The organism is Burkholderia sp. BCC1999 (assembly GCF_905339975.1).
In the GTDB taxonomy this organism is placed as follows: domain Bacteria; phylum Pseudomonadota; class Gammaproteobacteria; order Burkholderiales; family Burkholderiaceae; genus Burkholderia.
This window is the reverse complement of record NZ_CAJPHP010000007.1, coordinates 1-24782: the sequence shown is the minus strand read 5'-3', so window position 1 is coordinate 24782 and position 24782 is coordinate 1. Positions and strand designations below refer to the sequence as shown.

Here is a 24782-nt window from a genome sequence, read left to right as displayed (position 1 = left end):
TGTCGTTTTCGAACGACCGTGCTAAATTTGCCGCCAGCACTTGCGGTCATGAAACCCTTCATTCGGCTGACACGGCCGGCACCCCTGGAGGCAGCACGATGAGCCTGTTGATGTCGCGACGCGATCTCGCGTTCCTGCTGTATGACTGGCTCGACGCCGAAGCGCTCGTCACGCTGCCGCGTTTCGCGGAGCACAGTCGCGAGACTTTCGATGCGGTGCTCGACACCAGCGAGCGGATTGCCGAGGATCTGTTCGCGCCGCATGCGGCGCGCGGCGATCGCGAGGAGCCGCAGTTCGACGGCGAGCGCGTGACGCTGATCCCTGAAGTCGAACCGGCCGTGCGCGCGTTCGCGGATGCCGGGCTGATCGCCGCGGGCCATGACGAAGCGCTCGGCGGCATGCGCCTGCCGAAACTGGTCGAAGCCGCGTCGTTCCTGTTCTTTCAGGCCGCGAACATCGCAACGGCTGCCTATCCGTTCCTGACCGTCGCCAATGCGAACCTGCTCGTCGCGCACGGCAACCCCGCGCAGATCGACACGTTCGCGCGCCCGGAACTGGAAGGGCGTTTTCTCGGCACGATGTGCCTGTCCGAGCCGCAAGCCGGCTCGTCGCTGTCCGACATCGCGACGCGCGCGGATTTCGAGGGCGATTCGCCGCTCGGCCCGCGCTACCGGCTGACTGGCAACAAGATGTGGATTTCCGGCGGCGAACACGAGCTGGCGGAGAACATCGTCCACCTCGTGCTCGCGAAGATTCCCGACGAACACGGCCGGCTGCAGCCCGGCACGCGCGGCATCTCGCTGTTCATCGTGCCCAAGTACCTGCCGGGCACCGACGGTCGCGCTCAGGGCGAACACAACGACGTCGTGCTCGCCGGGCTGAACCACAAGATGGGCTATCGCGGCACGACCAACTGCCTGCTGAACTTCGGCGAAGGCACGCGCTATCGTCCCGAAGGGCGGGCGGGCGCGATCGGTTATCTGGTCGGCCAGCCGAACCACGGCCTCGCGTACATGTTCCACATGATGAACGAGGCGCGCATCGGTGTCGGCGCGGGCGCGGTGGCGCTCGGCTATACCGGTTATCTGCACGCGCTCGACTATGCGCGCAACCGGCCGCAGGGGCGTCCGCTCGGGCCGGCGGGCAAGGATGCGGCCGCGCCGCAGGCGCCGATCGTCGAACATCCGGACGTGCGGCGCATGCTGCTCGCGCAGAAGGCCTATGTCGAAGGCGGTCTCGCGCTGATCCTGTACTGCGCGAAGTTGGTCGACGAAGCCCGCGCGCATGACGACGAGGCGGTGCGCGCGCAGGCGACGCGCCTGCTCGACATCCTTACGCCGATTGCGAAAAGCTGGCCGTCGCAGTGGTGTCTCGCCGCGAACGACCTCGCGATCCAGGTGCACGGCGGTTACGGCTACACACGCGACTACGCGGTCGAGCGGCTCTACCGCGACAACCGGTTGAATCCGATTCACGAAGGCACGCACGGGATCCAGGCGCTCGACCTGCTGGGCCGCAAGGTCGTGCACGACGACGGTGCGCTGCTGCGTGCGCTCGACGCACGGATCGGCGCGACGGTCGAGCGTGCGCGGGCGATGGATGGCGGCACGCGCGAGCAGGCCGATGCGCTGGTACGGCGCTGGACGCGACTGCGCGACGTCACGCAGCAATTGAGCGCGATCGGCGATCCGCAGACGCGGCTGGCGAACGCGAGCGTCTATCTCGAAGCGTTCGGCCATCTCGTCGTTGCATGGCTGTGGCTCGACGTGACGCTTGCGGCGCACGGGCACGGCGGCGATTTCCACGACGGCAAACGTGCGGCGGCCCGGTATTTTTTCACTTGGGAGTTACCGAAGGTGGATGCGCAGCTCGACCTGCTGTCGAGCGTCGACACGACGACGCTCGACATGCGCGACGCGTGGTTCTGAACGTTACGTCACCGACATTCCGGAATGCGGACGATATCGCGGGTGCCGGCTTTGCCGGCCATCGCGTGCGCGTCGCGAACCGGCCGGGCGGGGGCATCCCGCCGACCGTACCGATGCGCGGCCGCGCCGCGCAAGGAGAGAGAAGCGCATGAAAGCCCTGCTGTGTACCGCATTCGGCCCGATCGACAGTTTGCGTATCGATGACGTGGCGATTCCCGAACCGGCTGCCGGCCAGGTGCGGATCCAGGTGAAGGCGGCGTCGCTCAATTTCCCCGACGCGCTGATCGTCCAGGGGTTGTATCAGGTGAAGCCGGCGCTGCCGTTCTCGCCGGGCGCCGAGTTCGCCGGCGTGATCGACGCGGTCGGCGCCGGCGTGACCGCGTGGCGGCCTGGCGACGCCGTGGTTGCGTTTACCGGGCACGGCGGGTTCGCGGAGCAGTGCGTGGCCGACGTGCACCAGATCGCCGCGCTGCCGCCAGGCATGTCGTTCGAGCAGGGTGCGTCGCTCGTGCTCGCGTACGGCACGTCGCTGCACGCGTTGCAGCAGCGCGCGCGGTTGCAGGCGGGCGAAACGCTGCTCGTGCTGGGTGCGGCGGGCGGGGTCGGTGTCGCCGCGATCGAGATCGCGAAGGCGCTCGGCGCGCGTGTGATCGCGGCGGCGTCGAACGCGGACAAGCTCGCACTGTGCCGCGAGGCGGGCGCCGACGAGACGATCGACTATGCGACCGAGGACCTGCGCCGCCGCGTGGACGAACTGACCGGCGGGCGCGGTGCCGACGTCGTCTACGATCCGGTCGGCGGCGCGTACAGCGAACCGGCACTGCGCGCGACGGCGTGGCGCGGCCGGTTCCTCGTGGTCGGTTTCGCGGCCGGCGAGATTCCGAAGCTCGCGCTGAATCTCGCGCTGCTCAAGGAGCGCGACATTCTCGGCGTGTTCTGGGGCGATGCGGTGCGCCGCGACCCGGCGCAGCATGTCGCGAACATGCGGCTGCTCGCCGAATGGTTCGCGGCCGGCAAGGTGCGACCGGCGATCACCGAGCGCGTGCCGCTGGCCGGCGCGGCCGATGCGATCGCGCGGATGGCGAACCGGCAGGTAAAGGGCAAGGTGGTGATCCTGCCGGGCGCGTGATTGCGGCCCGGCGCACGGCGGCACGATGCGCGCCGCGTGCGCCGTTGCGACGCCGGTGCGGCCGTGCCGGCGGCCACTATGCGACCCGGTTCAGCTCCTCGAAGCCCGCAACGAGCGCGTCGAGCAGATGGCGCACCGCGGGCACCATCCCGCGTCGCGTCGGGAAGATCGCGTGGACGAGTGCCGTCGGTGCCGACAGCGCGGGCAGCAGGTGGAGCAGCCGGCCGGCGTGAAGGTCGGCGCTGACCAGATCTCGCGGCAATTCGGCCACGCCGATTCCGTCGAGCGCGGCAAGCCGCAGGCTTGCGAGATCGTCGGTCGCCAGTCGTGGCCGATGTGAGAACGAGATGGCGCGCCCGTCGGCGTCCGTCAGGTTCCACACGAACCGGTCGCCGTTGCTGGCCGTCGACACCGTCGGCCAGTCCTTCAGGCTGTCGATCGACGCGGGCGCCGGAAAGCGCGAGGCCAGTGCCGGGCTCGCCACGAGAATCCGGTACGACAGCCCGAGCTGCCGAACCGCGAGATCGGTGTTCTCCAGCGGCGGCACCCGCACACGGATCGCGAAATCCAGCCCTTCCTCGACCACGTCGACCCGCCGGTTGGTCGCATCGAGTCGCACCTGCACCTGCGGATTGCGCTCGATATAGCGCGCGACGATCGCGGCGACACCCGAACTCAACAAGCCGACCGGGCAACTGATGCGCACGGTGCCCTGTGGCTGCGTGCGCGTGCGGTCCACGATGTCTTTCGCCGCTTGGGATTCGGCGACCAGCGCGACGCAATGCTGATGGAACTGCCGCCCGGTTTCCGTCAGTGACAGGCTGCGGCTCGTGCGATTGAGCAGCCGCACGCCGAGTTCCTCCTCGAGCGCGCGGATGCGCCGGCTGAGCTTCGACGTTTGCGCGCCGAGGCTGCGGGCGGCGGCCGTGAAGCTGCCGTGTTCAACCACTTCCGCGAACAGCCGGAGATCGTTCAGGTCGGCGATGGGGTTCATGGCGGCGGCTCCGTTCGGCCAGATCGTTCTATTGGAGGCAATGATACGTTGCCGTTCAGGAGATATGCGATCGATCTTTGCGAAATTAGCATTCATCCCAAGTTCGGTGCCGTGCAGAAACCAGCAAGGCACCGCCAGGCAACCGCCCGTCGTTCGGGCAGCAGGAAAAGGAGTCGGACATGTTGACGCATCGGCGTTGGGCATCGCTGGATACGGCGAATCACGGCTGGCTGCGCGCGAAGTACCACTTTGCGGTGACGGCCGACGGCACGCCCGAGCATGCGCCGCTGGGACCGCTGATCGTGTGGAACGACGACGAGATCGCCGTCGGCAGCGGGTTCCCGATGCACGGGCACCGCGACGTGGAAATCATCACGTACGTGCGGCAGGGCGTGCTCGGTCATCGCGACACGCTTGGGTCGGAGGGCACGATCGACGTGGGCGACGTGCAGGTCATGAGCGCAGGCAAGGGCATCCGGCACGCGGAGTTCAACCGGGGTGATACGCCGCTCAAGCTCTACCAGATCTGGCTGCTGCCCCGTACAAACGGCGGCGTGCCCGGATGGGGCACGAAGCAGTTTCCGAGGGGCGAGCGGTCCGGGCGTTTCGTCGTGCTGGCGAGCGGCTATGCCGGCGACGAAGGCGCGTTGCCGATCCGTGCCGATGCACGCGTGCTCGGTGCCACGTTGAAGGCGGGCGAGCAGGTCAGGCAGGCATTGGGTGCCACGCGCCGCGCCTATCTCGTCGCGGCTTCGGGGCGCATCGAAGTGAACGGAGAACGCGTGGGGCCGCTCGACGGCGTCGCGATCACGAACGAAGCCGCGCTCGACATCGTCGCGGTTGAAGATTCCGAGCTGGTGATGGTGGACGCCGGCTGAATGCCTTTATTTATCAGTCCACCGAATCATTTCATTTCAGGAGTACATCATGGATCGTTACAAGTATCTTCCGCTGCTCGGCCGCATTCTGATCGGCGCGCCGTTTCTGATGAGCGGCTTGAGCAAGCTGGCCGCACACGCGACCACCGTCGGTTACATCGCCTCCGTCGGCCTGCCGGCGCCATCGCTCGCCTTCGTGGTCGCGGTGCTCGTCGAGGCGGGCGGTGGGGTGCTGCTGATGTCGGGTTACCGGGCGCGCCCCGTGGCGCTGGCGATGGCGCTGTTCAGCCTCGTGACCGCCGTGTTCTTCCACCACAACTTTGCCGACCAGAACCAGATGATTCACTTCCTGAAGAACGTGATGATGGCCGGCGGCCTGCTGCAGATCGCGTACTTCGGCGCGGGCGCGTTCAGCCTCGATGCGCGGAATGCACGCACCGCGCTGCGTATCGCCCCGGCGGCATGAGCCGGAGCGGCCGGTGCGCGCCGTCGACGCGCACCGATCGCGCACCGATCGCGCGCAGCGCGAACACGCTGTCCGGTCGAACGCCGGCAGCCCCGCGCAGCAGGCACGAACCCGGTTCAATCCTTCGGCAGGCGCAGCGTGTCGAGCGCGTCCTGGGAAAACTCGACCCAGAACCGCTCGTTCGCGATACCGGCCTGCAGCACCAGATGCTGCAGGCGTTTCGCACGCGAGTCGGCACCTTCCGGAAAATCGCGTGCCTCGATCTTCAGATACAGGTCGAGCTTTTCCTGGTGAAGCGCAATGCGCCGCCGGATTTCGTCCTCGAGGCCGGACGGCCCGAGCACCGCTTCCGCGCGCAGGCGCACCATCAACGCTTCGCGCAGCGGCGTCGGATCTTCGTGTTCGGCGATCCAGCGGCGCAGCTCCTTCTTGCCGGCCGGCAGGATCCGGTACGCGCGCTTGCGGCCGCGCCCCGATTCGGCGGGCAGCGATTCGATCCAGCCGGCTTCCTCGATGCGCCCCAGTTCGCGATAGATCTGCTGATGCGTCGCCTGCCAGAAATAGCCGATCGAGCGATCGAAGCGGTCGGCGAGCTCGGATCCCGAACCGGGACGTTCGGCGAGCGCGGTGAGGAGTGCGTGAGGCAGGGACATGTCGGATCGGAGGAGGCCGCGGAATGAATCGCATCTTGCCATATCGGGGCCACAGTACAAGCCAATGATCATGTTTATGCAACATGTTGCATAAAGCGGGGCGGCGGACTACTATCTGTGCAACTTGTTGCATAAAAATTGGAGACCCCGATGACACCCCGTTATCCGCATTTGACGACCCCGCTCGAGCTGGGCTTCACGTCGCTCAGGAACCGCGTGTTGATGGGGTCGATGCATGTCGGCCTCGAGGAAGCGCCGAACGGCTTCGAGCGGATGGCGGCGTTCTATGCGGAGCGTGCGCGAGGCGAGGCCGGGCTGATCGTCACGGGCGGATTCGCGCCGAACGAACGCGGCCGTCCGGCGCCGGGCGGCGCGATGCTGACGACCGAGGCGGACGCCGAACGCCATCGCGTCGTGACGCGTGCGGTGCATGCCGAGGGCGGCAAGATCGCGCTGCAGATCCTGCATTTCGGGCGCTATGCGTATCACCCGGCGCTGGCGGCGCCCAGCGCACTGAAGGCGCCGATCAACCCGTTCACGCCGCATGCGTTGAGCAGCGACGAAGTCGACGAGACGATCGCCGACTTCGTGCGTTGCGCGGCGCTCGCGCAGCATGCGGGCTACGACGGCGTCGAGATCATGGGGTCCGAAGGCTACCTGATCAATGAATTCATCGCCGCGCGCACCAACCATCGCGACGACGCGTGGGGCGGCGCGTACGAGAACCGCATCCGCTTCGCGGTCGAGATCGTGCGGCGCGTGCGCGAGCGCGTCGGCACGCACTTCATCGTCATCTACCGGCTGTCGATGCTCGATCTCGTCGAAGGCGGCTCGACGCTCGACGAGGTGATCCGTCTCGCGCAGGCGATCGAGGCGGCCGGCGCGACGATCCTCAATACCGGCATCGGCTGGCACGAGGCGCGCATTCCGACCATCGCGACCAAGGTGCCGCGCGCCGCGTATGCGTGGGTGACGCGGCAGCTGATGGGCAAGGTCGGCATCCCGCTCGTCGCGACCAACCGGATCAATGCGCCGGAAGTGGCCGAGCAACTGCTCGCCGACGGCTATTGCGACATGGTGTCGATGGCGCGGCCGTTCCTCGCCGATGCCGAGTTCGTCCGCAAGGCGCGGGAAGGGCGCGCGGACGAAATCAACACGTGCATCGGCTGCAACCAGGCGTGCCTCGACCACACGTTCAGCGGCAGGATCACGTCCTGTCTCGTGAATCCGCGCGCCTGCCACGAAACCGAGCTCGTGATCCGCCCCGCGCAGCAGCGCAAGCGGATTGCCGTGGTCGGCGCCGGGCCGGCGGGCCTCGGCTTCGCGGTCACGGCGGCCGAACGCGGTCACGCGGTGACGCTGTACGAAGCCGGTGCCGAGATCGGCGGCCAGTTCAATATCGCGAAGAAGGTACCCGGCAAGGAAGAGTTCAACGAAACGCTGCGCTATTTCCGCCGGCAGATCGAATTGCGCGGCGTGACGCTGCACGTCAACACGCGTGCGACCGCCGAGATGCTGCTGCAGGGCGAATTCGACGAAGTGGTGATCGCGACGGGCATCGTGCCGCGCACGCCGCCGATCGACGGCGTCGGCCATCCGAAGGCGCTCGGCTATCTCGATGTGTTGCGCGACGACAAGGCCGTGGGCCGCAACGTGGCGATCGTCGGTGCCGGCGGCATCGGCTTCGACGTCGCGGAATATCTCGTGCATCGCGGCGACGGCGAGCGGGTCGACGCGGACAGGTTCTTCGCGGAGTGGGGTGTCGACCGGACGTATGCGAATGCCGGCGGTCTCAGTCACGCACGACCCGAACCGGCGGCGCGGCACGTGCATCTGCTGCAACGCAAGGCGTCCAAGGTCGGCGACGGGCTTGGCAAGACCACCGGCTGGATTCATCGCACGGGGCTGAAGGCGCGCGGCGTCGGGATGTCGTCGGCGGTCACGTACCGGCGCATCGACGACGAAGGATTGCACGTGACGATCGACGGCGTCGAACGGACACTGCCGGTGGACAACGTGATCATCTGCGCGGGGCAGGAGCCGCTGCGCGAGCTGGCCGTGCAACTGGAGGCGGCCGGATGCAAGGTTCACGTGATCGGCGGTGCATACGAGGCCGCCGAGCTCGATGCGAAGCGCGCGATTCACCAGGGCACGACGCTAGCCGCGACGCTTTGAGGCCGATTCGTTTTCTTTTCGTCCGACGATTCAGGAGTCCACGATGATGAATGCACCGACGTATGTCCCTCCCGCTGTCGCGAAGTCGCTCGACGCGTGGCACGGGATGATCGAAAACAAGGACTTCGGCGAGCTGGAGTCGATCGTCCACCCCGATGCCGTGTTCCGTTCGCCGATGGCGTTCAAGCCGTATGGGCCCGCGCCTGCGCTGTTGCTGGCGTTGCGCACGGTGATCACGATCCTCCAGGATTTCACGTATTACCGCCAGTTCGTCACCGACGACGGCAAGAGCGTGGTGCTGGAATTCAGCGCGGCCGTCGACGACAAGGCACTGAAAGGAATCGACATGATCCGCTTCGACGACGACGGGCGGATCGTCGAGTTCGAAGTCATGATCCGGCCGTTCAATGCGCTGCAGGCGCTCGGCGCGGAAATGGGCGCGCGGCTCGGGCAGCAGTTGCCGACGTTCAAGATCGGCGGCTGAGCGAGGCGGCGGCGGTGCGGTCAGCGCGCGAGTTGCGCGTGCGCGAGCTGGCCAAGGCGCCGGACGCCGTCCTCGATCCGTTCATTCCACACGTGGCCCGCGCTCAGGCGCAGGCAATGACGAAAGCGCCGGCCGGCGGAGAACACGTCGCCCGGCGCGAAGCAGATGCCGTGTTCGAGCGCGGCGTCGAACAGCGCGCGTGAATCGAAACGCTTCGGCAGTTCGAGCCAGAGCACGAAGCCGCCGACCGGCCGGCTCACTTTCGTGCCGGCCGGAAAGCTTGCCTCGATCGTGCGTGTCATGCGCGCGAGGTTGTCTTCGAACAGTCGGCGGATGCGGCGCAAATGCGCATCGTACGCGCCGCTCGCCGACACTGACGAGCGGCTGGAGGCCGTTTCGCACACGCGTGGCGCGGGGGCGGCGGTGCCCGTTGGCGGCTTTTCGTTCAGCCGGACCAACGAGGCGCTCGTGCAGGCCGTGAACGCACAACGGCGCGCGTATCTCGGCTCGGCCGATCATCGCGAGCGGATGGCGAAGTACGGCTTCACACGGGCGGAAATCGACGGCGTCGTGGCGAACGGCGGCGCGACGTCGTAAGTCCTGGTGCCGCGCACGGTGTCGACCGCCAGCACGGCCGGCACCGCATGCGTGGTCACACGGCTGTCGCCCGCGCCAGCCGCTCGACGAACCAGTCGCACACGAACGCGGTGCGCTCGGACGCGTGGTTGTAGATCGTATGTTCGCCGTCGGGCCAGACCTTCAGCGTCGCATCATCGGACGTCGCCGCATCGAGAAACGGCTGCTGGTCGTCGAGCCGGATCAGCGGATCCTCGCCGCCGTGCAGCACCAGCAGCGGGCACGCGATGCGATCGCGCCCGGACGAAAAGCTCATCCGCGCGAAGTTCGCCGCCACTGCATCGGGGTCGTCGGTGCCGAGCATCGCCGCGGCCTGCTCGACGAACGTACGAAACGGCAGCAGCGTCGGCGCCGCGAGCGCGCCGTTCACGCAACAGGCCGCGATCCGTTGATCGCTCGCAGCGGTCGACGCCGCCCACAACCCGCCGATGCTGTTCCCCCAGATGCCGATCGGCCCGGGTACGCGGTCGGCGACATGATCGACGAAGCGCCGATACGCGGCGCTCATGTCGACGTCGACGAAGATCCGCTGTTCGAGCCGCGTCTCGCCCTGGCCGGGCCCTTCGGCGAGCAGCGTGGCGATGCCGCGAGCCGCGAGCGCGCGGGCGATCGGCCAGTACGCGAAGCCCCAGCCGCTCTGGCCGCCGAACACGATCACGGTGCCGCGCAGCTGCTCCACCGGCGGGCGGACCAGCCAGCCGATCAGGTGCGTATCGCCGAACGGCGCCTCGACGCGCTCGATCCGCTTGTCGGACCAGCGCGCGAGGCCGTGCGACGCGTCGACGAGCCGCGCATAGAGCGCACGCTTGCGCGGCACGTCGTGATTGAACGCCATCTGCGCAAACAACAGATCGGCGATGGCCATTGCCTGCGCGTCGGCGGCCGTGACCAGGTGGCCGGCATCCGCCGCCTGCGCGGCGCGCGCGAGCTGCGCGTCCGCCAGCGCCTCGGCCGCGACATCCCACGGTTCGCCGGCCGACGTGCGGGCGTGCAGCGCGATCGCATCCGCGTAGTCCATCCCGCAGTCGAGCAGGCGCGTGACCGGCATCGCGCGCTGCAGCGACAGCGCGAACGGTGACAGTTCGGTCGTCATGTGTCGGTCTCCTTCACGATGCGTGGGTGACGGCCGCCGAAGCCGCGGACGGCTCGCTCGACAAGGCGGACCAGTGCAGTTTGCCGCGGAGTGCATCGACGAGCGCGCCGAGGTCACGCAGGTCGGCCACCGAACCGAACACGACGAAATCGGGCCGCTTGATATATGCGGCAATCCCGTGCGCTTGCATGAACGCGTGCTGTTCGCCGTCGAGATCGACCACCGCATCCGGCGCGCACACGTCGTCGGCGAGCACGGCGACGTGACAACCGAGCTGCGCGAGGAACGCGCGCTGCGCATCGTCGAGATGGCGGGCAGGGTGCTCGCGCGTGACGAGCTGGAAGCCCTGGCCGACCACGTCGTCGAAGCGGCCTTCCGCCGCGCCGCGCCGTGCGCGGCCTTGCGGTGCCGGTGCACCGGTCGTCGGCAGCAGCGTGCCGTCGGCTTCGGCGTGCACGATGCCGTGATCGAGCTTCGGGAACGGCGGCATCGGCGGCATGTTGCCGGAGCGGAATGCCGCGTCGCGCTCGGCGACCTTGCGCGGATCGTCCTCGTTGACGACCTGCCCGAGAAACAGCGACATCTGCGTGATCGCGCTCACGTGCGGGCGACGCTCGGCTTCGTAGGTGTCGAGCAGGTCGGCGGACGCGCGCCCGGTCAGCACGAGATCGAGCTTCCACGCGAGGTTGATGCCGTCGCGCATGCCGGAGCACGCGCCTTGCCCCATGTACGGCATCATCGTGTGCGCGGCGTCGCCCGCGAGCAGCACGCGGCCGGAGCGCCAGCGTTCGGCCATGCGCGTCTCGAACGTGTAGACGACGTGACGCAGCAGCTTCAGGTCGTCCGGGCCGTAGCCGTAGTGATCCTCGAGCCACTTCCAGCCGGCGGCCTCGGTTTCCCATTCGGCCGTCGATTCGTTCGGCAGCACGCGCAACTCGAAACGCGTGCGCTTCGTGCCGATCGGCATGTGCATGTACGCACGCGCCGGATCGCAGTAGATCGTCGTGCGCGCGCAGCCGTCGCCGAGATCGCGCTTGTTCTCCGAATCGAGATTGAGCCAGCGTTCGTTGTAGCCGAAATCGGACCGTTCGATGCCGAGCGTGCGGCGCACGAGGCTGTTCGCGCCGTCCGCGCCGATCACGTAGCGGGCGCGAATGACGCGCGGCTTGCCGGTCCATTGCGCGTCCTGGCCGCAGCGCGACGGATGCGCGGTCAGCGTCACGCCGTCGTCGTCCTGCTGCAGCGTGTCGACTTCCCAGCCGCGCAGGATCGTCACGTTCCTGAAGGTGCTGGCGCGCGCATCGATTGCATCCTCGATATCGGGCTGGTAGATCGAGATGTGCGCGGGATAGCCGCACGCGCGGCCGGTCCAGTTCAGTTCCAGCAGCAGGTCGCCGTTCGCGTCGCGGTAGTGGTAGGTGTCGACGGCCTTCGCGTTGCGCAGCGCGTGATCGACGTCGGCGCTGGCCTGCACGATGCGCGCGGTTTCGCCGTCGATGTGCGTGAGACGCGGCAGCCCGTAAGGCGTCGGCCAGCGTTCGAGGACGATCACGCGATGGCCGGCGCGGCCCAGCATCGACGCGGCGACGAGACCGGTCGGGCCGTAGCCGACGATCGCGACGTCGCACGGTTCGACGGCATCGTGACCCTGTGCGCTCGGTTCGGTATTCATGTGGGGTGTCTCCATGACGGGTTCGTTTGTTGGTTTGTCGTGTGGTCGGCTCAGTGCGCGGTCGTGCCGGGCAGGTTGCCGTCGAAGGCGTCCTGCAGCAGTGCGCGCAGGCCGTCGCGTTCGATCGGGCGCGGGTTCCAGTACGGGTTGGCGGCCGCGAGATCGGCCGCGCGATCGAGATCGGCCTCCTGCATGCCGATCGCCTTCAACGAGACCGGTGCGCCGTTGTCGAGCGCCAGTGCGTAGAGGCCGCGCGCGGCGTCGTTCGTCCCGATCGCGCGGGCGATCCGCTGCATCGCCTCGGGGGCATGCGCTGCGTTGTACGCGAGCGCGTGCGGCAGCACGACCGTGTGGGTCGGCGCGTGCGGCAGATTGAAGCTGCCGCCGAGCGTGTGACAGAGCTTGTGGTGCAGCGCCATGCCGACGTTGCCGAGGACCATTCCGCACAGCCACGCACCGTAGAGCGCGTCGCCGCGCGCAGTGAGATCGGCCGCGTTCCGGCGCACGCCGGGCAGGCCGCGCGCCAGCGCGCGGATGCCTTCCTCGGCGATGAGGCTCATGACCGGATTCGCATTGTTCGCATACAGACCCTCCGCTGCATGCGCGATCGCATTGAGGCCGCTCGTCACCGATAGCTCGACCGGCAGCGTCACGGTGAGCTCGGGATCGTAGATCACCGTTTTCGGTAACACGCGTGCATCGGAGCCGGTGCGCTTGAGGCCGCCTTCGGTCAGGCCGTAGATCGGGGTCATTTCGCTGCCGGCGTACGTCGTCGGTATCGCGAGGATCGGCAGGCTGCTTTCGAGCGCGATCGCCTTGCCGAGGCCGATCGTCGAGCCGCCGCCGATCGCGATCGCGCAATCCGCGTCGCACGACCGGGCGAACGCCTGCGCATCGCGGGCGATCTCGATCGGCACGTGCATCGTCGCGCGGTCGTACAGCCCGGCGGAACGTGCGCCGAGCCGGTCGACGATGCGTTGCGCGAGGCCGCGTTGCTCCGGCGTGCAGAGGACGATCGCGCGCTGCGCGCCGAGTTCCAGCACCTCGCGTTCGAGATGTTGCAGGCTGCCTGCGCCGAAGACGACGCGTGCCGGACGCGCCTGATAGATGAAGTTCATGTCGTGGTCACTCCGTGGCGTAGTCGACCTGATGGCGCGCGATGCGCAGGCCCGTCAGTGCGTCGCGTACCCGTGCGTGTTCGGGATGCGCCGCATAGCCGGCGAGCGCTTCGCGCGATTCGAATTCGGCGACGAGAATCAGGTCGCACGCGTAGTCGGCCGCGCTGAAATCCGCCCCGACCTCGAGGTGCGTCATGCCGGGAATCCGGCCGCGCAGGCTTTCGAAGGCCGTCTTGACGCTGGCGCGCGCTTCCGCGCGCTCGTGGTCGGTTGCGCCTGCAACGTTCCACATCACGACGTGCCGGATCATGCGGCACGCTCCGCGTGATTCAGCACGAAGTCGTAGTCGAGCGTGTAGAACGGCGTGTCCATCCGCGTTCCGTCGGGTGCGAGGCCCGGCGCATGCCGTACCCAGTCGGCGACGAGCGTCGAGCGCACGCCGAAGACGGCGTCGGAGTCGAGATAGCGGTCGCCGTCGCGGAACACGTGCGTGATCAGCGTTTCGTAGCCGCGCGCGTCAATCATGAAGTGCAGGTGCGCGGGGCGCCACGGATGGCGGCCGAGCGCATCGAGCATCGCGCCGACGGGGCCGTCGTGCGGAATCGGATACGGCTCGGCGAGGATCGAGCGGAACGCGTAACGGCCGTCGGCGCCGCTGCGCAGCCGCCCGCGCGCACGATGCGTGACGGATCCGTCGTCGTCCGGCTGCTGCACGTCGTAGTGGCCGTCCTCGTCGGCCTGCCAGACTTCCAGCGACGCGTTCGCGATGGGCGTGCCGTCGATGCCGCGCACATGGCCGGACACGAAGCAGGGCTCGCCGCATGCGCCGTTCGCGATGTCGTCGAACATCGCGAATTCGGGGCTGCCGTCGACATAGAACGGGCCGAATACGGTCGCCTCCGTGCAGCCGGCCGGTTTCGCATGATTCTGCGCGGTGACGAGCGTCGACAGCCCGAGCACGTCGGACAGCAGGATGAACTCCTGGCGCTTGTCGTCGGTGATGTGGCCGACGGCCGTCAGGAAGCCGATCGCGGCTTCCCATTCGGCCTCGGTGAGCTTCGTCTCGCGGGCGAACGAATGCAGATGCTGGACGAGGCTCGTCATCACCGTGCGCAGCCGCTCGTCGCGACAGCCGGAGAGCGACGCGATGACGGCCTGCGTGATGGTGTCTTCGTTGAGATTGCGCATAGGGGTTGTCTCCTGATGTCGTTCGATGGCGCGTTGACGTAACATTAATTCCTCCCTGAATCGTAAAAAAGATGGTTTGGAGGAGTTTTGTTCTCCGCCAGGTGGAAGAATCGAACGCATGGACAAGTGGACGCAGATCGAATTTTTCGTGCAGGTGGCCGAGCTGGGCAGCCTGTCGAAGGCCGCTGACCGGCTCGGCATGTCGAGCGCGGCGGCGAGCCGTTGCCTGAATGCGCTGGAGGAGCGACTGGGCGCGCGGCTCGTCGAGCGCACCACGCGCCGCCTGTGGCTGACCGACGCGGGGCACGAGTACCACCGGCGTTGCGTCGCGATCCTGACGGAGCTGTCCGAGGCCGATGCCGCCGTCAACGAGGCGAGCGTCAATCCGGCCGGCACGCTGCGCGTGACCGCGTCGGTGTCGTTCGCATCGATCTATATCGCGCCCGCGCTGCCGGAGTTTCACCGGCGCTACCCGAACCTGAACGTGCAGATCATCGCGGCGAACCGCTACCCGGATTTCATCGAGGCCGGCATCGACGTGGCGATCCGCACGCGCGAGCACGAAGCCGATTCGGGCATCACCGTGCGCAAGCTCGCCGAGACGCGGCGCGTGCTGGCCGCGTCGCCCGGGTATCTGGCGAAGCATGGCGCACCGGCGACGCCCGACGCGCTGTGCGACCATCGGCTGCTGGTCTACAACCTCGCGAACGATCCGTACGTGCTGCATTTCCGCCATGGCGCGAAGACGCAGTCGGTCACGATCAAGAGCGTGCTCGATGCGAACGAAGGGCAGGTGATCCGTGCGGCGGCGCTCGCCGGGCTCGGCATCCTGATCCAGCCGCTTTACATCATCCATGACGATATCGTCGCGGGAAAGCTGGTGCCGGTGCTCACCGGCTGGCAACTGCCGGCGCTCACCGTCAATATCGCGTACCAGAGCCGCCGGCACCAGCCGGCAAAGATCCGCGTCTTCACCGAGTTCCTGATCGAGCGTTTCGAACGCCTCGGACTCGCGCGCAAATGGAAGGAAGTCGGCCGCTGATCGCAAGCCGGTGCGGCGCTGTCGCGCATTTCTCCGTGTGGCGGAGAACTGTTCTCCCGATCGTCGTCTTTTTCGCCGCTGTCGTGCGTTTTACATTGCGTCTCCCCGGGCCAGCAGAGCCCGGCTCGCGATTACACGATAACAATCCGGTCTGGAGACGACATGAAACATGCATTGCGACGAGTGCCGTTGGCACTCCTGATCGCCGGAGCCATTCACGTTCCGGCGTCGGCCACGGAGAGCGGGCAGATCAGCTATCCGTTCGGCGTCAACACGGTGCTGAACGGGATGCTGCCGCCGCCCGGCAACACGCAGTACTTCAACTATTCGCTGTACTACTCGGCAAACCGCTTTGCCGGGCCAGACGGTGGCAACGCGGTGCCGGGGTTCCACCTGAGCGTCGTCGCGGAAACGCCGCGCGTCGTCCATACCTGGGGCGCGACGTTCGGGCCGTTCTCGCTGTCGAGCAGTGCGATCGTGCCGATCGTGCACCTGCATCTGTCGACGCCGGGCGGCACCGGCAACCGCACGTCGCTCGGCGACGTGATCCTCGAGCCGTTCATGGTCAACTACGCGAATGCGTCGAAGACCTTCTTCGCGTTCTTCTCGCCGTCGTTCGCGGTGCCGAGCGGCGCGTATTCGGTGAACCGGATCGCGAACACGGGGCTGAACACGTACGCGTTCCTGCCATATCTCAGTACGACGTGGTTTCCGGGCCGCGACTGGGAGATTTCGACGACCACGCTGCTGGAGCTGAACTCGCCGAACCACGCGACGCGCTACCACTCGGGCGCGGTCGCCGTACTCGACTACCTGATCGGCTATTCGATCGACCGGCGCGTGCAGGTCGGCGTGCAGGGCACGTTCCTGAAGCAGTTCACCGACGATACGCAGGACGGCGTGAAGGTCGGCTCGGACGGCTTTCGCGGGCAAACGGTCGCGATCGGTCCGCAGTTGCGCTACATGTGGGGGCCGGCGTCGGGCGTGGTCGTGAAATACCAGCACGAGTTCGCGGTGCGCAACCGGCCGCAGGGCGACAAGCTGTGGGTGCAGTTCAGTTTTCCGCTGTAAGGGCGCCGGACCGGGCTTCGCGCGTCAGTGATCCTTGATCCTGACGCTGTAGCCGGCATCCTCGAACGCGACGACGAATTCCTCGGGGAACAACCATGATTCGACCTTCACGTGCGACGTCGCGCGATCGATCTCGACCTTCGCGTCGGGGTCGACTCGCCAGATTTCATGTTCGACCGCGCGCGCGGTTTCGTCGTCGAGCGAGTGGTCCAGTACGAATTCCATGATCGGATTCCTTTTGATGGCGGCCGCTTCCACATGAGCGTGTACGGCGCGGTTGGCGAACGAAGTCGATGACATCGCCGGCATCGGACCGCATGTGTCGACGATACGTGCGATCGCGTCGGACGATAAGCGGGTATCTTCGCGACGCACTGTCTCCTGGCGATCAACGAACCCGGTGAAATGCGTGCGAACGAGTCTCCGGCGTGCGCAAGACGTGTCGAAGCGGGTGCCGTCTGTTCCCTGGCAACGTACGGCTCGCGCAAACAGGTTTCGAAGAAGCACACCTCGTTCCGCGCGATCGACGCTGCACCGCGCTGAGCATCAAGCATCGAGCGACGCGACCGCGGCGGCTGCGATCATCGCGAGATGATTCGCGGGCCGCGGCCGACCGGTCGGACGAAACACGGCCTCGCCCTGCACGATCGCGCGGCCCGAATACGCGCACCGTCCATCGCGTCGTGCGCGCGTGCGCCGCCACCTCTGTTCGCCGTAGTGCAGACGGCCGCTTTCGACCCAGCGCACGAGCAGCGATTCGTGCGACCACTCGAGCAGCGTGACCTGAACCTGACTGCGACCGGGCGAAGACGCGCGCGGCGCGATGCCGACGGGAGTAACGGTCAACATGATTGATTGTCCTCGGTACGACGGCCGCGAGACCGGCCCGCAACATGCGGTGACGAACGGGATGGCGTCGGCTGACCGGCGCCACACGGGAGGTCATTCGATACGCTGAATGCCATTGCCGGCCTCCTGTCGCCCTGTGAGATCGGCGCCGGTCGGGGTCGATCGGGACCGTGCGCGGTCGGTTCGGGATGCGTCGGCGCACGGTCCACATCGTCGACGAACCCCCAGTGTAAAAGCGCACGCAGCGCCATCGGAAGGCGTGCGACCACGAACACGGTGTTGCTCGATATCGAACACCGGTGTGCCCGCGCGCATTCGGCCGCAAGGCCGCATCATGGGCGGCCATCCGGCGCCGCGCCGCGTGCCGTGGAGTGCGGCGTCGGGCGCAGCGTGACCGTGCAGGTCGTCCCGGCCGCGAGGAAGCCGTCGCGCGGCATGCCGTCCAGCCGGATCCGGACCGGTACGCGCTGCGCGAGCCGGACCCACGTGAAGATCGGATTGACGTCGGCGAGCAGCGTCGAGCCGGCCGGGTTGTCGCGATCGCTGATGCCGCGCGCGACACTTTCGACGTGCCCGGCCAACGACGGCCCGCCGGCGAGCAGCCGGATCTCGGCCGGATCGCCGACGTGCACCTGGGGCAGCTTGGTTTCCTCGAAATAGCCGTAGACCCAGTATGAATGCGCGTCGATCAGCGCGAGGCGCGCGACGCCCGCGCTCGCATAGTCGCCCGGGTACAGGTTCAGGTTCGTGATGTAGCCGTCGACCGGCGCGCGAATTTCGCTACGCGCGAGATTCAGGCGCGCGACGTCGCGCGTCGCGAGCGCCGCCTGGTAACCGGCCCGTGCCTGCCGCGCGGCCGAGCCGGCATCCTCGCGCACTTCCGCCGAGATCACTGCGCTGTCGAGCTGGGCACGACGCGACGCCTGCTGGAGGCGCATGTCGAGCTCGGCCTTGCGCAGGTCGACCTGCGCGTCGGCTTGCGCAAGCGCGTAGCGAAAGCGATCGGCGTCGATGCGAAACAGCACGTCGCCGCGGCGCACCGGCTGGTTATCGGCGACGAGCACGTCGGTCACGATGCCCGATACGTCAGGCGCAATATTGACGACCTTGGCACGCACGCGTCCGTCGCGCGTCCACGGCGCATACATGTAGCGATTCCACAGCGCGTGGGCGAGCAGGATGGCGGCGGCGAACAGCAGCAGGGTAGCCGCCACGCGGAAACAGGTTTGGGCACGCATGTTGACTCGATACGAAGCAGGGTGATCCATCAGCCGGCCAGCAGCAGGCCGGCGCCGCAGAACAGGCACACGAACGCGGACACGCGGAACAGCGCCGGATGCCACACGTGCCGGTACAGCCCCGCGCGGGCGAGCACGCGGTCGACGATCCAGAAGGCGAGGCCGCAGCCGAGGAACGCAGGCAGCACGCCCGGCACGAGCAGCGACGCGAGCGGAAATTCAGCGAACATCGGGCACTCCCCGTGGTGGCCGGGCGGCGGCGTCGCCCGGCAGTTCGACGCCGCCGCCGAGCGCCGTCATCAGCTGCGCCCAGGTGTCGAGGCGTGCGGCGCGCACGCTGGCGAGCGCCTGCTGTGCCTGCAGAAGTTCAGTCTGGGTCGCCAGCACGTTCAGGTAATCCGTGAGGCCCGCGCGATAGCCCTGCGTCGCATCGTCGAACGCGCGTTGCGCGGACCCGTTCGCCGCCTCGATGTCCACCTGCTGCTGCGCGAGCGACTGCAGCGACACGACCTGGTCAGCGACGTCGCGAAACGCCGCGAGCACGGCCTCGTTATACGTCTCGACCGCAAGGTCGTAGTCGGCGACCGCGACGCCGTAGCGGCCCTGACGCACGCCGCCGTCGAAGATCGGCAGCGAAATGGCCGCGCCGAACCCGTGCGTCATCGCATCGTTGTCGATGAACGTGAAGAAGCCGCCGAACGCCGCGGACGCGAGCCCGGCGCTCGCGATCAGGTCGATGTTCGGATAGAAGTCGGCGTGCGCGGCGTGAATCCCCTTGGCCATCGCCTCGACGCGCCAGCGTGCGGCGCGGATGTCCGGCCTGTGGCCGACGAGTTCGGCCGGCAGGTTCGCCGGCAGTGCGACCGGTACGTCGAGCCGCAGCGCGGGCCGCGCGAGCGCCGCGCCAGCGCCCGGCCCGCGGCCGGTGAGCACCGCCAGCGCGTTGCGCAGCACCGCGAGCTGCCGGTCGAGTTCCTCGATCTGCGCGCGCGTCGTCGCGACCGGCGTGCTGGCCTGCGTGATTTCGAAGCGGCTCGCGAGACCTGCCCGGTAGCGGCGCGCGATGATGTCGACGACGTCCTGCTGGCGCTTGCGGGTCGCCACGGCGACGTCGCGCTGGTCGAATGTCCTCGCGAACGTGACGTAGGTGCGCACGACCGCGGTTTCGAGCGTCAGGCGCGCGACGCGTGCGTCGGCCTCGGCCGCCAGCGTGCCGTCGAGCGCGCCGTCGCGTTCGGCGCGATGCTTGCCCCACAGGTCGAGCTGGTAGCCGAGGTTCGCGCCCACCGAGTTGTTCCAGACGGTGTTGCCGCCCGGTGGGCTCGGGCTCGCGAAGCGGGCGAAGCGCATGCGGCCGAAGTCGCCGCTCGCGGATACGATCGGGTAGCGCGACGCACCGGCGATGCGTGCGAGTTCGGCATAGCGGTCGATGCGGGCCTGCGCGACGCGCAGCGCGGGGCTGCCGGCGATGGCATCGTCGACTAGCGCGTCGAGCTGCGGATCGTGCCACGCGCGCCACCAGTCGTCGCGCGGCCACGACGCCTCCGAGGCGGCTGCGGGCATGCCTTGCGCGAGCGTGTCGACATCGACGAGCGTCGCGCGCGGCGCGATGCCGCCGGTGTTCGCGCACGCACCGAGCCACAGCACGGCGAGCGCCGCAATCGCGCGCGTGGCGAGGGGGCGGGGCGAGCGTGCCGTGCTGCGGCGCTCGGGATTACGCGCATGCGTCATCGGTCTGGGTGGGCAGGGTGGACGGGGGCTGCAGCGGGATGAGATTGCATTGCAGCGACACGAGGATGAAGTGGACGTAGTCGGCGACGCGCTGCGCCGTCCCGGTCGTGAGCAGCGGCGTGGCGTTCAGCGCGGCGAGCGCATCGGTGGCAGCGCGTTCGGCATCGCGCAGCGTCTCGGGCGACGGCTGCTCGAACAGGCGCGCAACCGCCGTACACAGCGCGCGTTCGTGCACACGCCACGCGCTGTCGGGCGGCTCGGCGGCGCCGGCCGTGCGCAGGTCGACGATGCTGCGACCGATCTCCAGCGACGCGAAACTCCAGGCGAACAGTTCCTGCTGACCGAGGTGGCCGGTTGCCGGTCGCGCGGCGATCTGCAGCATGAAATCGCGCACGCCCGCATCGAAGCGCGGCATCAGGCCGACGAGTTCGCCGAAGCACGCATCGACGGAAACCAGTCGCCGCAGCGCGTGGAGATAGCGTCCGGTCGCCCAGTCGCCTGCATACGGCGCGACGACGGAATAAGCGAGCGATGCGGCCACGATGCCAAGGATCGACGAGAAGCCGGCATCGAGCGTCGCGGTGGGCGCATAGACACCGGGGTTGGTGATGTTGGTCAGGAAGCAGAAGTAGATGTTGAAGCCGAGACCGAACGCGGCCGTCTTCGGAAATGAATTCAGATACGCGCCGACCGCGACGAACAGCGCGACTGCCGCGGCGAGCGGCGCGAAGCCGTCCAGGTTGGGCAGCAGACCGAAATTGAACGCGAGACTGGCGAGCCAGGCGATTGCGCAGCCGAGCGCGACCTGGCGTGTCGCCGCGGCCGGCGCCGGCATGATCGAATACAGCGCGCTGGCGATCGTCGCGGAGACCACGGCACCGGCCGCGCCGGTCCAGCCCGACGCGATCCAGAACAGCGATACTGCTGACACCGCGACGATCGCGCGCAGTCCTGCCGCGGCGGACACCATGCGATTCGCGCTGGTGACGATCCGGGCCGGCGCCCGGGCCGTACCAGGTGCGATCGCGGCGGGCGCAGGCTGCAGACGAATCGCGACGAAGTCCGCCAGATATGCGCGCAGGCTGCCGAGCGCCTGTCGGAGCAGCGACAGGCCGGTCAGCGCATCGCGCGCGTCGGGCACGAATGTCGGTGCGGGTTCGCGCGTACCGCTTTCCGGCAACCGCGCAACGACCTGGTCGAGTGCGTCGACGAGCTGCTCGACGGCCCGCAGGTCGAACGCGCGCGCGGGATCGTCCGGCGGCAGCACGTGCGCGACGTCGTCGCAGGCGGCCGACAGCGCGTCGGCCGCGCGCTGCTCGACAGCGAGGTCCAGGCGCGCGCGATATTGATGCAGCGCGTGGAAACGCGCGCCGGCATCGAGGAATTGTCCGGCCATGCGCGTCATGATGTCGTTGCGCGCGCGCAGGTCGGGATCCTCGAACACCGCCGCGCTGCGCAGGTTCTCGAGTTGCGCGCGCGCGGCGAGGAGCCGCATGTAGCGGTGGCTCTGTTCGTCGGTCGGCAGGGTCCGCGTGAGCGTGGCGCGCACGAAGCCGATGAAGTCCGCATAGTGGTCCTCGCCGGTCTTCATCAGCATTGCGCGAACATGGCGTGGCAGGATCAGCGCACTGACGACGCCGGCCGACAGGATGCCGATCGACACTTCTCCGAGCCCGGTGACGACATTGGCAATGATGTCGTAGGGGCGTTCGATCGACGGAATCGCCGCGATGCACGTCGCATAACCGGCGAGCACGAAGCCGTACGACTGATAGTTGCGGAAGTACGCGGCGCCCCATGTACAGCAGCCGATCCACAGCACGAGTGCACCGAGGAACAGCACGCGCTCTTGCGGGAATGCACCGATCAGCACGATCGCGGCCAGGTTGCCGACCAGCATGCCGACGCCGCGATAGAAGCCGCGCGCCATCACCATTCCGCTGTGCTGATGCATCATCAGGATCACGACCGTCACCATCGCCGTGCGCGGGGCCGCCAGCTCCAGCCGCATCGACACGCTCAGCGCGAGCACGACGGCGACGGCCGTCTTCGCGACATGGATCAGGCGCGCGCCGTCGGTTCGGCCGTATTCGCGGCACATGCCAAGCAGCGTGCGTGCGAAGGTCGCTGCATCGAAGGGGCGCGTTATCGTGCGCTTGTCCGGTGGCATGGCGTGAGCGAAGAATGGATCAGGCTCGACAGGGTGGCGCGCATCTCTTCAGACGGAATCCGCCGACAGCGTTTCGTCGTGCAGCACCTTGTCCGTGCCGGCGGACCATGGCGAGTCGAGCAGCGCGATGCGCACGTGCTCGATGAACAGCTTCAGCTTGTTGCTTGCATACGGATTGCGCGGATAGACCGCGTAGATCACCTCGTCCTGAGGCGCTTCATCGGCGAGCACGCGTACCAGCCTGCCGGCGCGCAGATATTCGTCGGCGATGTAGCGCGGCAGCATCGCGATGCCGATGCCTTGCACCGCGGCATCGCACAGCGTCTCGCCGTTGTTCGACAGGAACACGCTGCCCGGTGTGATCGCGCGCGGCTTGCCGAGGCTGCCAGGTGTCGTGAACGTCCACGTGGCCGACGGCGCCGCGTGGCTGTAGTTCAGGCAGCGGTGCTCGAGCAGCGCGTCGATCGAGTCCGGTGCGCCGTGGGCCGCGAGATAGCCGGGGCTGCAAACGACGACACGCTCGCAGGTGGCGACGCGGCGCGCGATCAGCGCGCTGTCCGGCAGCCGCGCGGAGCGGATCGCGACGTCGAAGCGCTCGACTTCGAGGTTTACCGAGCGATCGTCGGTTTCGAGCGTGACGCGCAGCTGCGGATGCGCGGCGGCGAACTTCGCGACCGCCGTTCCGAGCCAGCGGCGGGTGAGGCTCACGGGCGACGTGATGCGCAGCTCGCCGCACAGGCCGTGCGCGCGTTCGGCGATTTCCTCGGCAACGTCGACGAGCCGGCGCATGGATTCCGACGCGGCGCGATAGAAGGTCAAACCGGCTTCCGTCGGCGTCACGTTGCGGGTCGAGCGCATCAGCAGCTGCACGCCGAGCGTGCGTTCGAGGTCGCTGATGCGTTTGCTGACGACGGACTTCGACAGGCCGAGCCGGCGCGCGGATTCGGTGATGCTCTGCCGCTCGACGGCGAACAGGAAGGCCTGGATATCGTCAATGTTCAGGGATTTCATGATGCAGTCCGAGGGGCGTCGGGCATGTGCCAGGGGCGGTCATCTGTCGCGCTTGCCGCCGCGATCGACGGACGATACGGCGGCTTGCGGCGGTGCGAATGGTGCGACGAAAGCGCGATGCGCGGCGGCACGCGCTGCAATACGCGGAAACGCGACGCGTATCCGGCGCGCCGAACGTAGCGCGAACGGGCGGTTCGCGGGCAGGGCGCTTCACGCGAGCCCGACGCCGTCGGTAGTCCGTATGGGTTCAAGCGTAGTGGAAGGTGTCGTCTGTCGATAGCCGGGCCGGGTGGTCCTCAGTGTTCCGTGCATGGAACGATCGATCGCGCCACCGCCGGGGCGGCGCGAGCGTCGAATCCGCGGCGTGCGTGCGCGCGCTGCCGCCCTGGCAGCGGCCGTCAGGCGAGCTGGTTGAGGCGATAGACCTCCACCTTGTCGACGGCGTCCCAGTCACGCGCCTGGAACGCGGCGATGTGCGGACTCTCGTTGTGATGGCTGGCGTGCGCCTGCGCGTCCTCCCACTGCTCGACGAACACGAAGCGACGCGGGTCGGCTTCGTCGATCAGCAGTTCGTAGCGCAGGTTGCCGCGTTCCTGCCGGGACGGTTCGACCAGTTCGGCGAGCCGGGTGCGCAGGCGTGCCTCGTGGCCGGCCTTTGCGTACAGCACTGCGACGATGTGCAGTTGTGTCATGTTCGTGCTCCGATCTCGTGCGCGTGCGGGGCGATGGACGGGCGGCTTACCCGTGGGTGACCAGGCGGCCGGGGCCGGCGGCGATCAGGATCATGAAGCCGCCGATGATGCTGATGTGTTCGAGGAAGCCGGTCAGCATCAGCGTGCGCTGGTTGCCTTGCTGGTTCCAGAAGTCGTAGAACACGATCGCGGTCGCGAGCGTGAAGGCCGCGAGCAGCACCGAGGCGAGCAGGGTCTGGAAGCCGACCATGATCGCGATGCCGCAGACGAGCTGGACGAGGATCGTGCTGGCGAGCGCAAGGTGTGGAAGGGGCAGGTTCTTCGCGCGCACTTCCTCGAGGCCGTGCTGGAAGAACAGGAATTTGTTGAGGCCGCTCAGCACGAACATCAGCGCGATGAAAATGCGGCCCGCGAACAGGAGATAGTCGGCCATGGCGCGTTCGTATCCGGTATCGGTCGGAGGGGCGGTGTCGACGGCGGGCGTCGACGCGGTAGGTCGTTGCGGTTGCGCCCGGCGGTGTCCGGGCGGGCGCAACCGCGCGAAACGGCATGCGTCGTCGCGGC

The 24782-nt window shown here is 67.9% G+C and carries 26 protein-coding genes; 9 read left to right on the top strand and 17 right to left on the bottom strand.

The window, feature by feature from the left end; all coding sequences use genetic code 11:
• The first annotated feature begins 98 nt into the window (after positions 1–98).
• Both U5809_RS11480 and U5809_RS11475 read left to right on the top strand, forming a co-directional pair.
• A complete protein-coding gene (locus tag U5809_RS11480; protein ID WP_322086598.1) occupies positions 99–1928 on the top strand; it encodes an acyl-CoA dehydrogenase in 1830 nt (609 codons plus the stop codon).
• A gap of 148 nt (positions 1929–2076) precedes the next feature.
• The gene (locus U5809_RS11475) at positions 2077–3057 is read left to right on the top strand and encodes an NADPH:quinone oxidoreductase family protein (protein ID WP_322086597.1); all 981 of its coding nucleotides are present in this window, start codon (positions 2077–2079) and stop codon (positions 3055–3057) included.
• Positions 3058–3133: 76 nt separating this feature from the next.
• Here the strand turns inward: U5809_RS11475 and U5809_RS11470 are convergent, their stop codons facing one another.
• A complete protein-coding gene (locus tag U5809_RS11470; protein ID WP_322086777.1) occupies positions 3134–4051 on the bottom strand; it encodes a LysR substrate-binding domain-containing protein in 918 nt (305 codons plus the stop codon).
• A 179-nt stretch (positions 4052–4230) separates the two neighbouring features.
• Here U5809_RS11470 and U5809_RS11465 point away from each other — a divergent pair, with 179 nt between their 5' ends.
• Positions 4231–4929, top strand: coding sequence for a pirin family protein (locus U5809_RS11465; protein WP_322086596.1), 699 nt, complete (start codon positions 4231–4233; stop codon positions 4927–4929).
• Positions 4930–4978: 49 nt separating this feature from the next.
• Entirely contained in the window at positions 4979–5395 is a 417-nt protein-coding gene (locus U5809_RS11460; protein ID WP_322086595.1) for a DoxX family protein, read from the top strand.
• A 116-nt stretch (positions 5396–5511) separates the two neighbouring features.
• On the opposite strand, the gene U5809_RS11455 is transcribed toward U5809_RS11460, so the two are convergent.
• A complete protein-coding gene (locus U5809_RS11455) occupies positions 5512–6048 on the bottom strand; it encodes a PadR family transcriptional regulator (RefSeq protein WP_322086594.1) in 537 nt (178 codons plus the stop codon).
• Between the two features lie 150 nt (positions 6049–6198).
• Here U5809_RS11455 and U5809_RS11450 point away from each other — a divergent pair, with 150 nt between their 5' ends.
• Both U5809_RS11450 and U5809_RS11445 read left to right on the top strand, forming a co-directional pair.
• The gene (locus tag U5809_RS11450; protein ID WP_322086593.1) at positions 6199–8223 is read left to right on the top strand and encodes an NADPH-dependent 2,4-dienoyl-CoA reductase; all 2025 of its coding nucleotides are present in this window, start codon (positions 6199–6201) and stop codon (positions 8221–8223) included.
• A 43-nt stretch (positions 8224–8266) separates the two neighbouring features.
• Positions 8267–8707, top strand: a complete 441-nt coding sequence (locus U5809_RS11445) for a nuclear transport factor 2 family protein (RefSeq protein WP_322086592.1) — start codon at positions 8267–8269, stop codon at positions 8705–8707.
• Between the two features lie 20 nt (positions 8708–8727).
• On the opposite strand, the gene U5809_RS11440 is transcribed toward U5809_RS11445, so the two are convergent.
• Entirely contained in the window at positions 8728–9009 is a 282-nt protein-coding gene (locus tag U5809_RS11440) for a hypothetical protein (RefSeq protein WP_322086591.1), read from the bottom strand.
• 31 nt (positions 9010–9040) lie between these two features.
• Here U5809_RS11440 and U5809_RS11435 point away from each other — a divergent pair, with 31 nt between their 5' ends.
• Complete coding sequence (locus U5809_RS11435; protein WP_322086590.1) at positions 9041–9304, top strand: hypothetical protein; 264 nt, start codon at positions 9041–9043, stop codon at positions 9302–9304.
• 55 nt (positions 9305–9359) lie between these two features.
• Here the strand turns inward: U5809_RS11435 and U5809_RS11430 are convergent, their stop codons facing one another.
• The 5 genes from U5809_RS11430 to U5809_RS11410 are packed head-to-tail and all read right to left on the bottom strand — an operon-like array spanning position 9360 to position 14414.
• A complete protein-coding gene (locus U5809_RS11430; RefSeq protein ID WP_322086589.1) occupies positions 9360–10436 on the bottom strand; it encodes an alpha/beta hydrolase family protein in 1077 nt (358 codons plus the stop codon).
• Positions 10437–10449: 13 nt separating this feature from the next.
• A complete protein-coding gene (locus U5809_RS11425; protein WP_322086588.1) occupies positions 10450–12108 on the bottom strand; it encodes a bifunctional 3-(3-hydroxy-phenyl)propionate/3-hydroxycinnamic acid hydroxylase in 1659 nt (552 codons plus the stop codon).
• Positions 12109–12158: 50 nt separating this feature from the next.
• Positions 12159–13226, bottom strand: a complete 1068-nt coding sequence (locus tag U5809_RS11420) for a maleylacetate reductase (RefSeq protein ID WP_322086587.1) — start codon at positions 13224–13226, stop codon at positions 12159–12161.
• A 7-nt stretch (positions 13227–13233) separates the two neighbouring features.
• Positions 13234–13536 carry a Dabb family protein gene (locus U5809_RS11415; protein WP_322086586.1) on the bottom strand — a complete coding sequence of 101 codons (303 nt, stop codon included), beginning with the start codon at positions 13534–13536 and terminating at the stop codon, positions 13234–13236.
• The gene (locus U5809_RS11410; protein ID WP_322086585.1) at positions 13533–14414 is read right to left on the bottom strand and encodes an intradiol ring-cleavage dioxygenase; all 882 of its coding nucleotides are present in this window, start codon (positions 14412–14414) and stop codon (positions 13533–13535) included. Before U5809_RS11410 ends, U5809_RS11415 begins: the two co-directional genes overlap by 4 nt.
• 118 nt (positions 14415–14532) lie before the next feature.
• On the opposite strand from U5809_RS11410, the gene U5809_RS11405 reads away from it, so the two are divergent.
• Together U5809_RS11405 and U5809_RS11400 are read left to right on the top strand one after the other, a co-directional pair.
• A complete protein-coding gene (locus U5809_RS11405; RefSeq protein WP_282507226.1) occupies positions 14533–15456 on the top strand; it encodes a LysR family transcriptional regulator in 924 nt (307 codons plus the stop codon).
• A gap of 162 nt (positions 15457–15618) precedes the next feature.
• Entirely contained in the window at positions 15619–16527 is a 909-nt protein-coding gene (locus U5809_RS11400) for a transporter (RefSeq protein ID WP_282507227.1), read from the top strand.
• A gap of 24 nt (positions 16528–16551) precedes the next feature.
• On the opposite strand, the gene U5809_RS11395 is transcribed toward U5809_RS11400, so the two are convergent.
• The 9 genes from U5809_RS11395 to U5809_RS11355 form a co-directional block, all read right to left on the bottom strand.
• Positions 16552–16752 (bottom strand): hypothetical protein, encoded by a 201-nt coding sequence (locus tag U5809_RS11395; protein WP_282507228.1) that lies wholly within the window; start codon positions 16750–16752, stop codon positions 16552–16554.
• A gap of 321 nt (positions 16753–17073) precedes the next feature.
• Complete coding sequence (locus tag U5809_RS11390; protein WP_322086584.1) at positions 17074–17376, bottom strand: DUF3331 domain-containing protein; 303 nt, start codon at positions 17374–17376, stop codon at positions 17074–17076.
• A gap of 332 nt (positions 17377–17708) precedes the next feature.
• Positions 17709–18614, bottom strand: coding sequence for an HlyD family secretion protein (locus U5809_RS11385; protein ID WP_322086583.1), 906 nt, complete (start codon positions 18612–18614; stop codon positions 17709–17711).
• Positions 18615–18643: 29 nt separating this feature from the next.
• On the bottom strand, positions 18644–18844 hold the full coding sequence (locus U5809_RS11380) for a DUF1656 domain-containing protein (RefSeq protein WP_282507231.1): 201 nt from the start codon (positions 18842–18844) through the stop codon (positions 18644–18646).
• On the bottom strand, positions 18834–20345 hold the full coding sequence (locus tag U5809_RS11375) for an efflux transporter outer membrane subunit (protein WP_322086582.1): 1512 nt from the start codon (positions 20343–20345) through the stop codon (positions 18834–18836). The genes U5809_RS11380 and U5809_RS11375 overlap by 11 nt, the downstream gene beginning before the upstream one ends.
• The gene (locus tag U5809_RS11370) at positions 20329–22446 is read right to left on the bottom strand and encodes an FUSC family protein (RefSeq protein WP_322086581.1); all 2118 of its coding nucleotides are present in this window, start codon (positions 22444–22446) and stop codon (positions 20329–20331) included. The genes U5809_RS11375 and U5809_RS11370 overlap by 17 nt, the downstream gene beginning before the upstream one ends.
• Before the next feature lie 117 nt (positions 22447–22563).
• Positions 22564–23517, bottom strand: a complete 954-nt coding sequence (locus U5809_RS11365) for a LysR family transcriptional regulator (protein ID WP_322086776.1) — start codon at positions 23515–23517, stop codon at positions 22564–22566.
• Positions 23518–23924: 407 nt separating this feature from the next.
• The gene (locus tag U5809_RS11360) at positions 23925–24218 is read right to left on the bottom strand and encodes a putative quinol monooxygenase (RefSeq protein WP_282507235.1); all 294 of its coding nucleotides are present in this window, start codon (positions 24216–24218) and stop codon (positions 23925–23927) included.
• Positions 24219–24264: 46 nt separating this feature from the next.
• A complete protein-coding gene (locus U5809_RS11355; RefSeq protein WP_322086580.1) occupies positions 24265–24651 on the bottom strand; it encodes a DoxX family protein in 387 nt (128 codons plus the stop codon).
• Positions 24652–24782 lie beyond the last annotated feature (131 nt).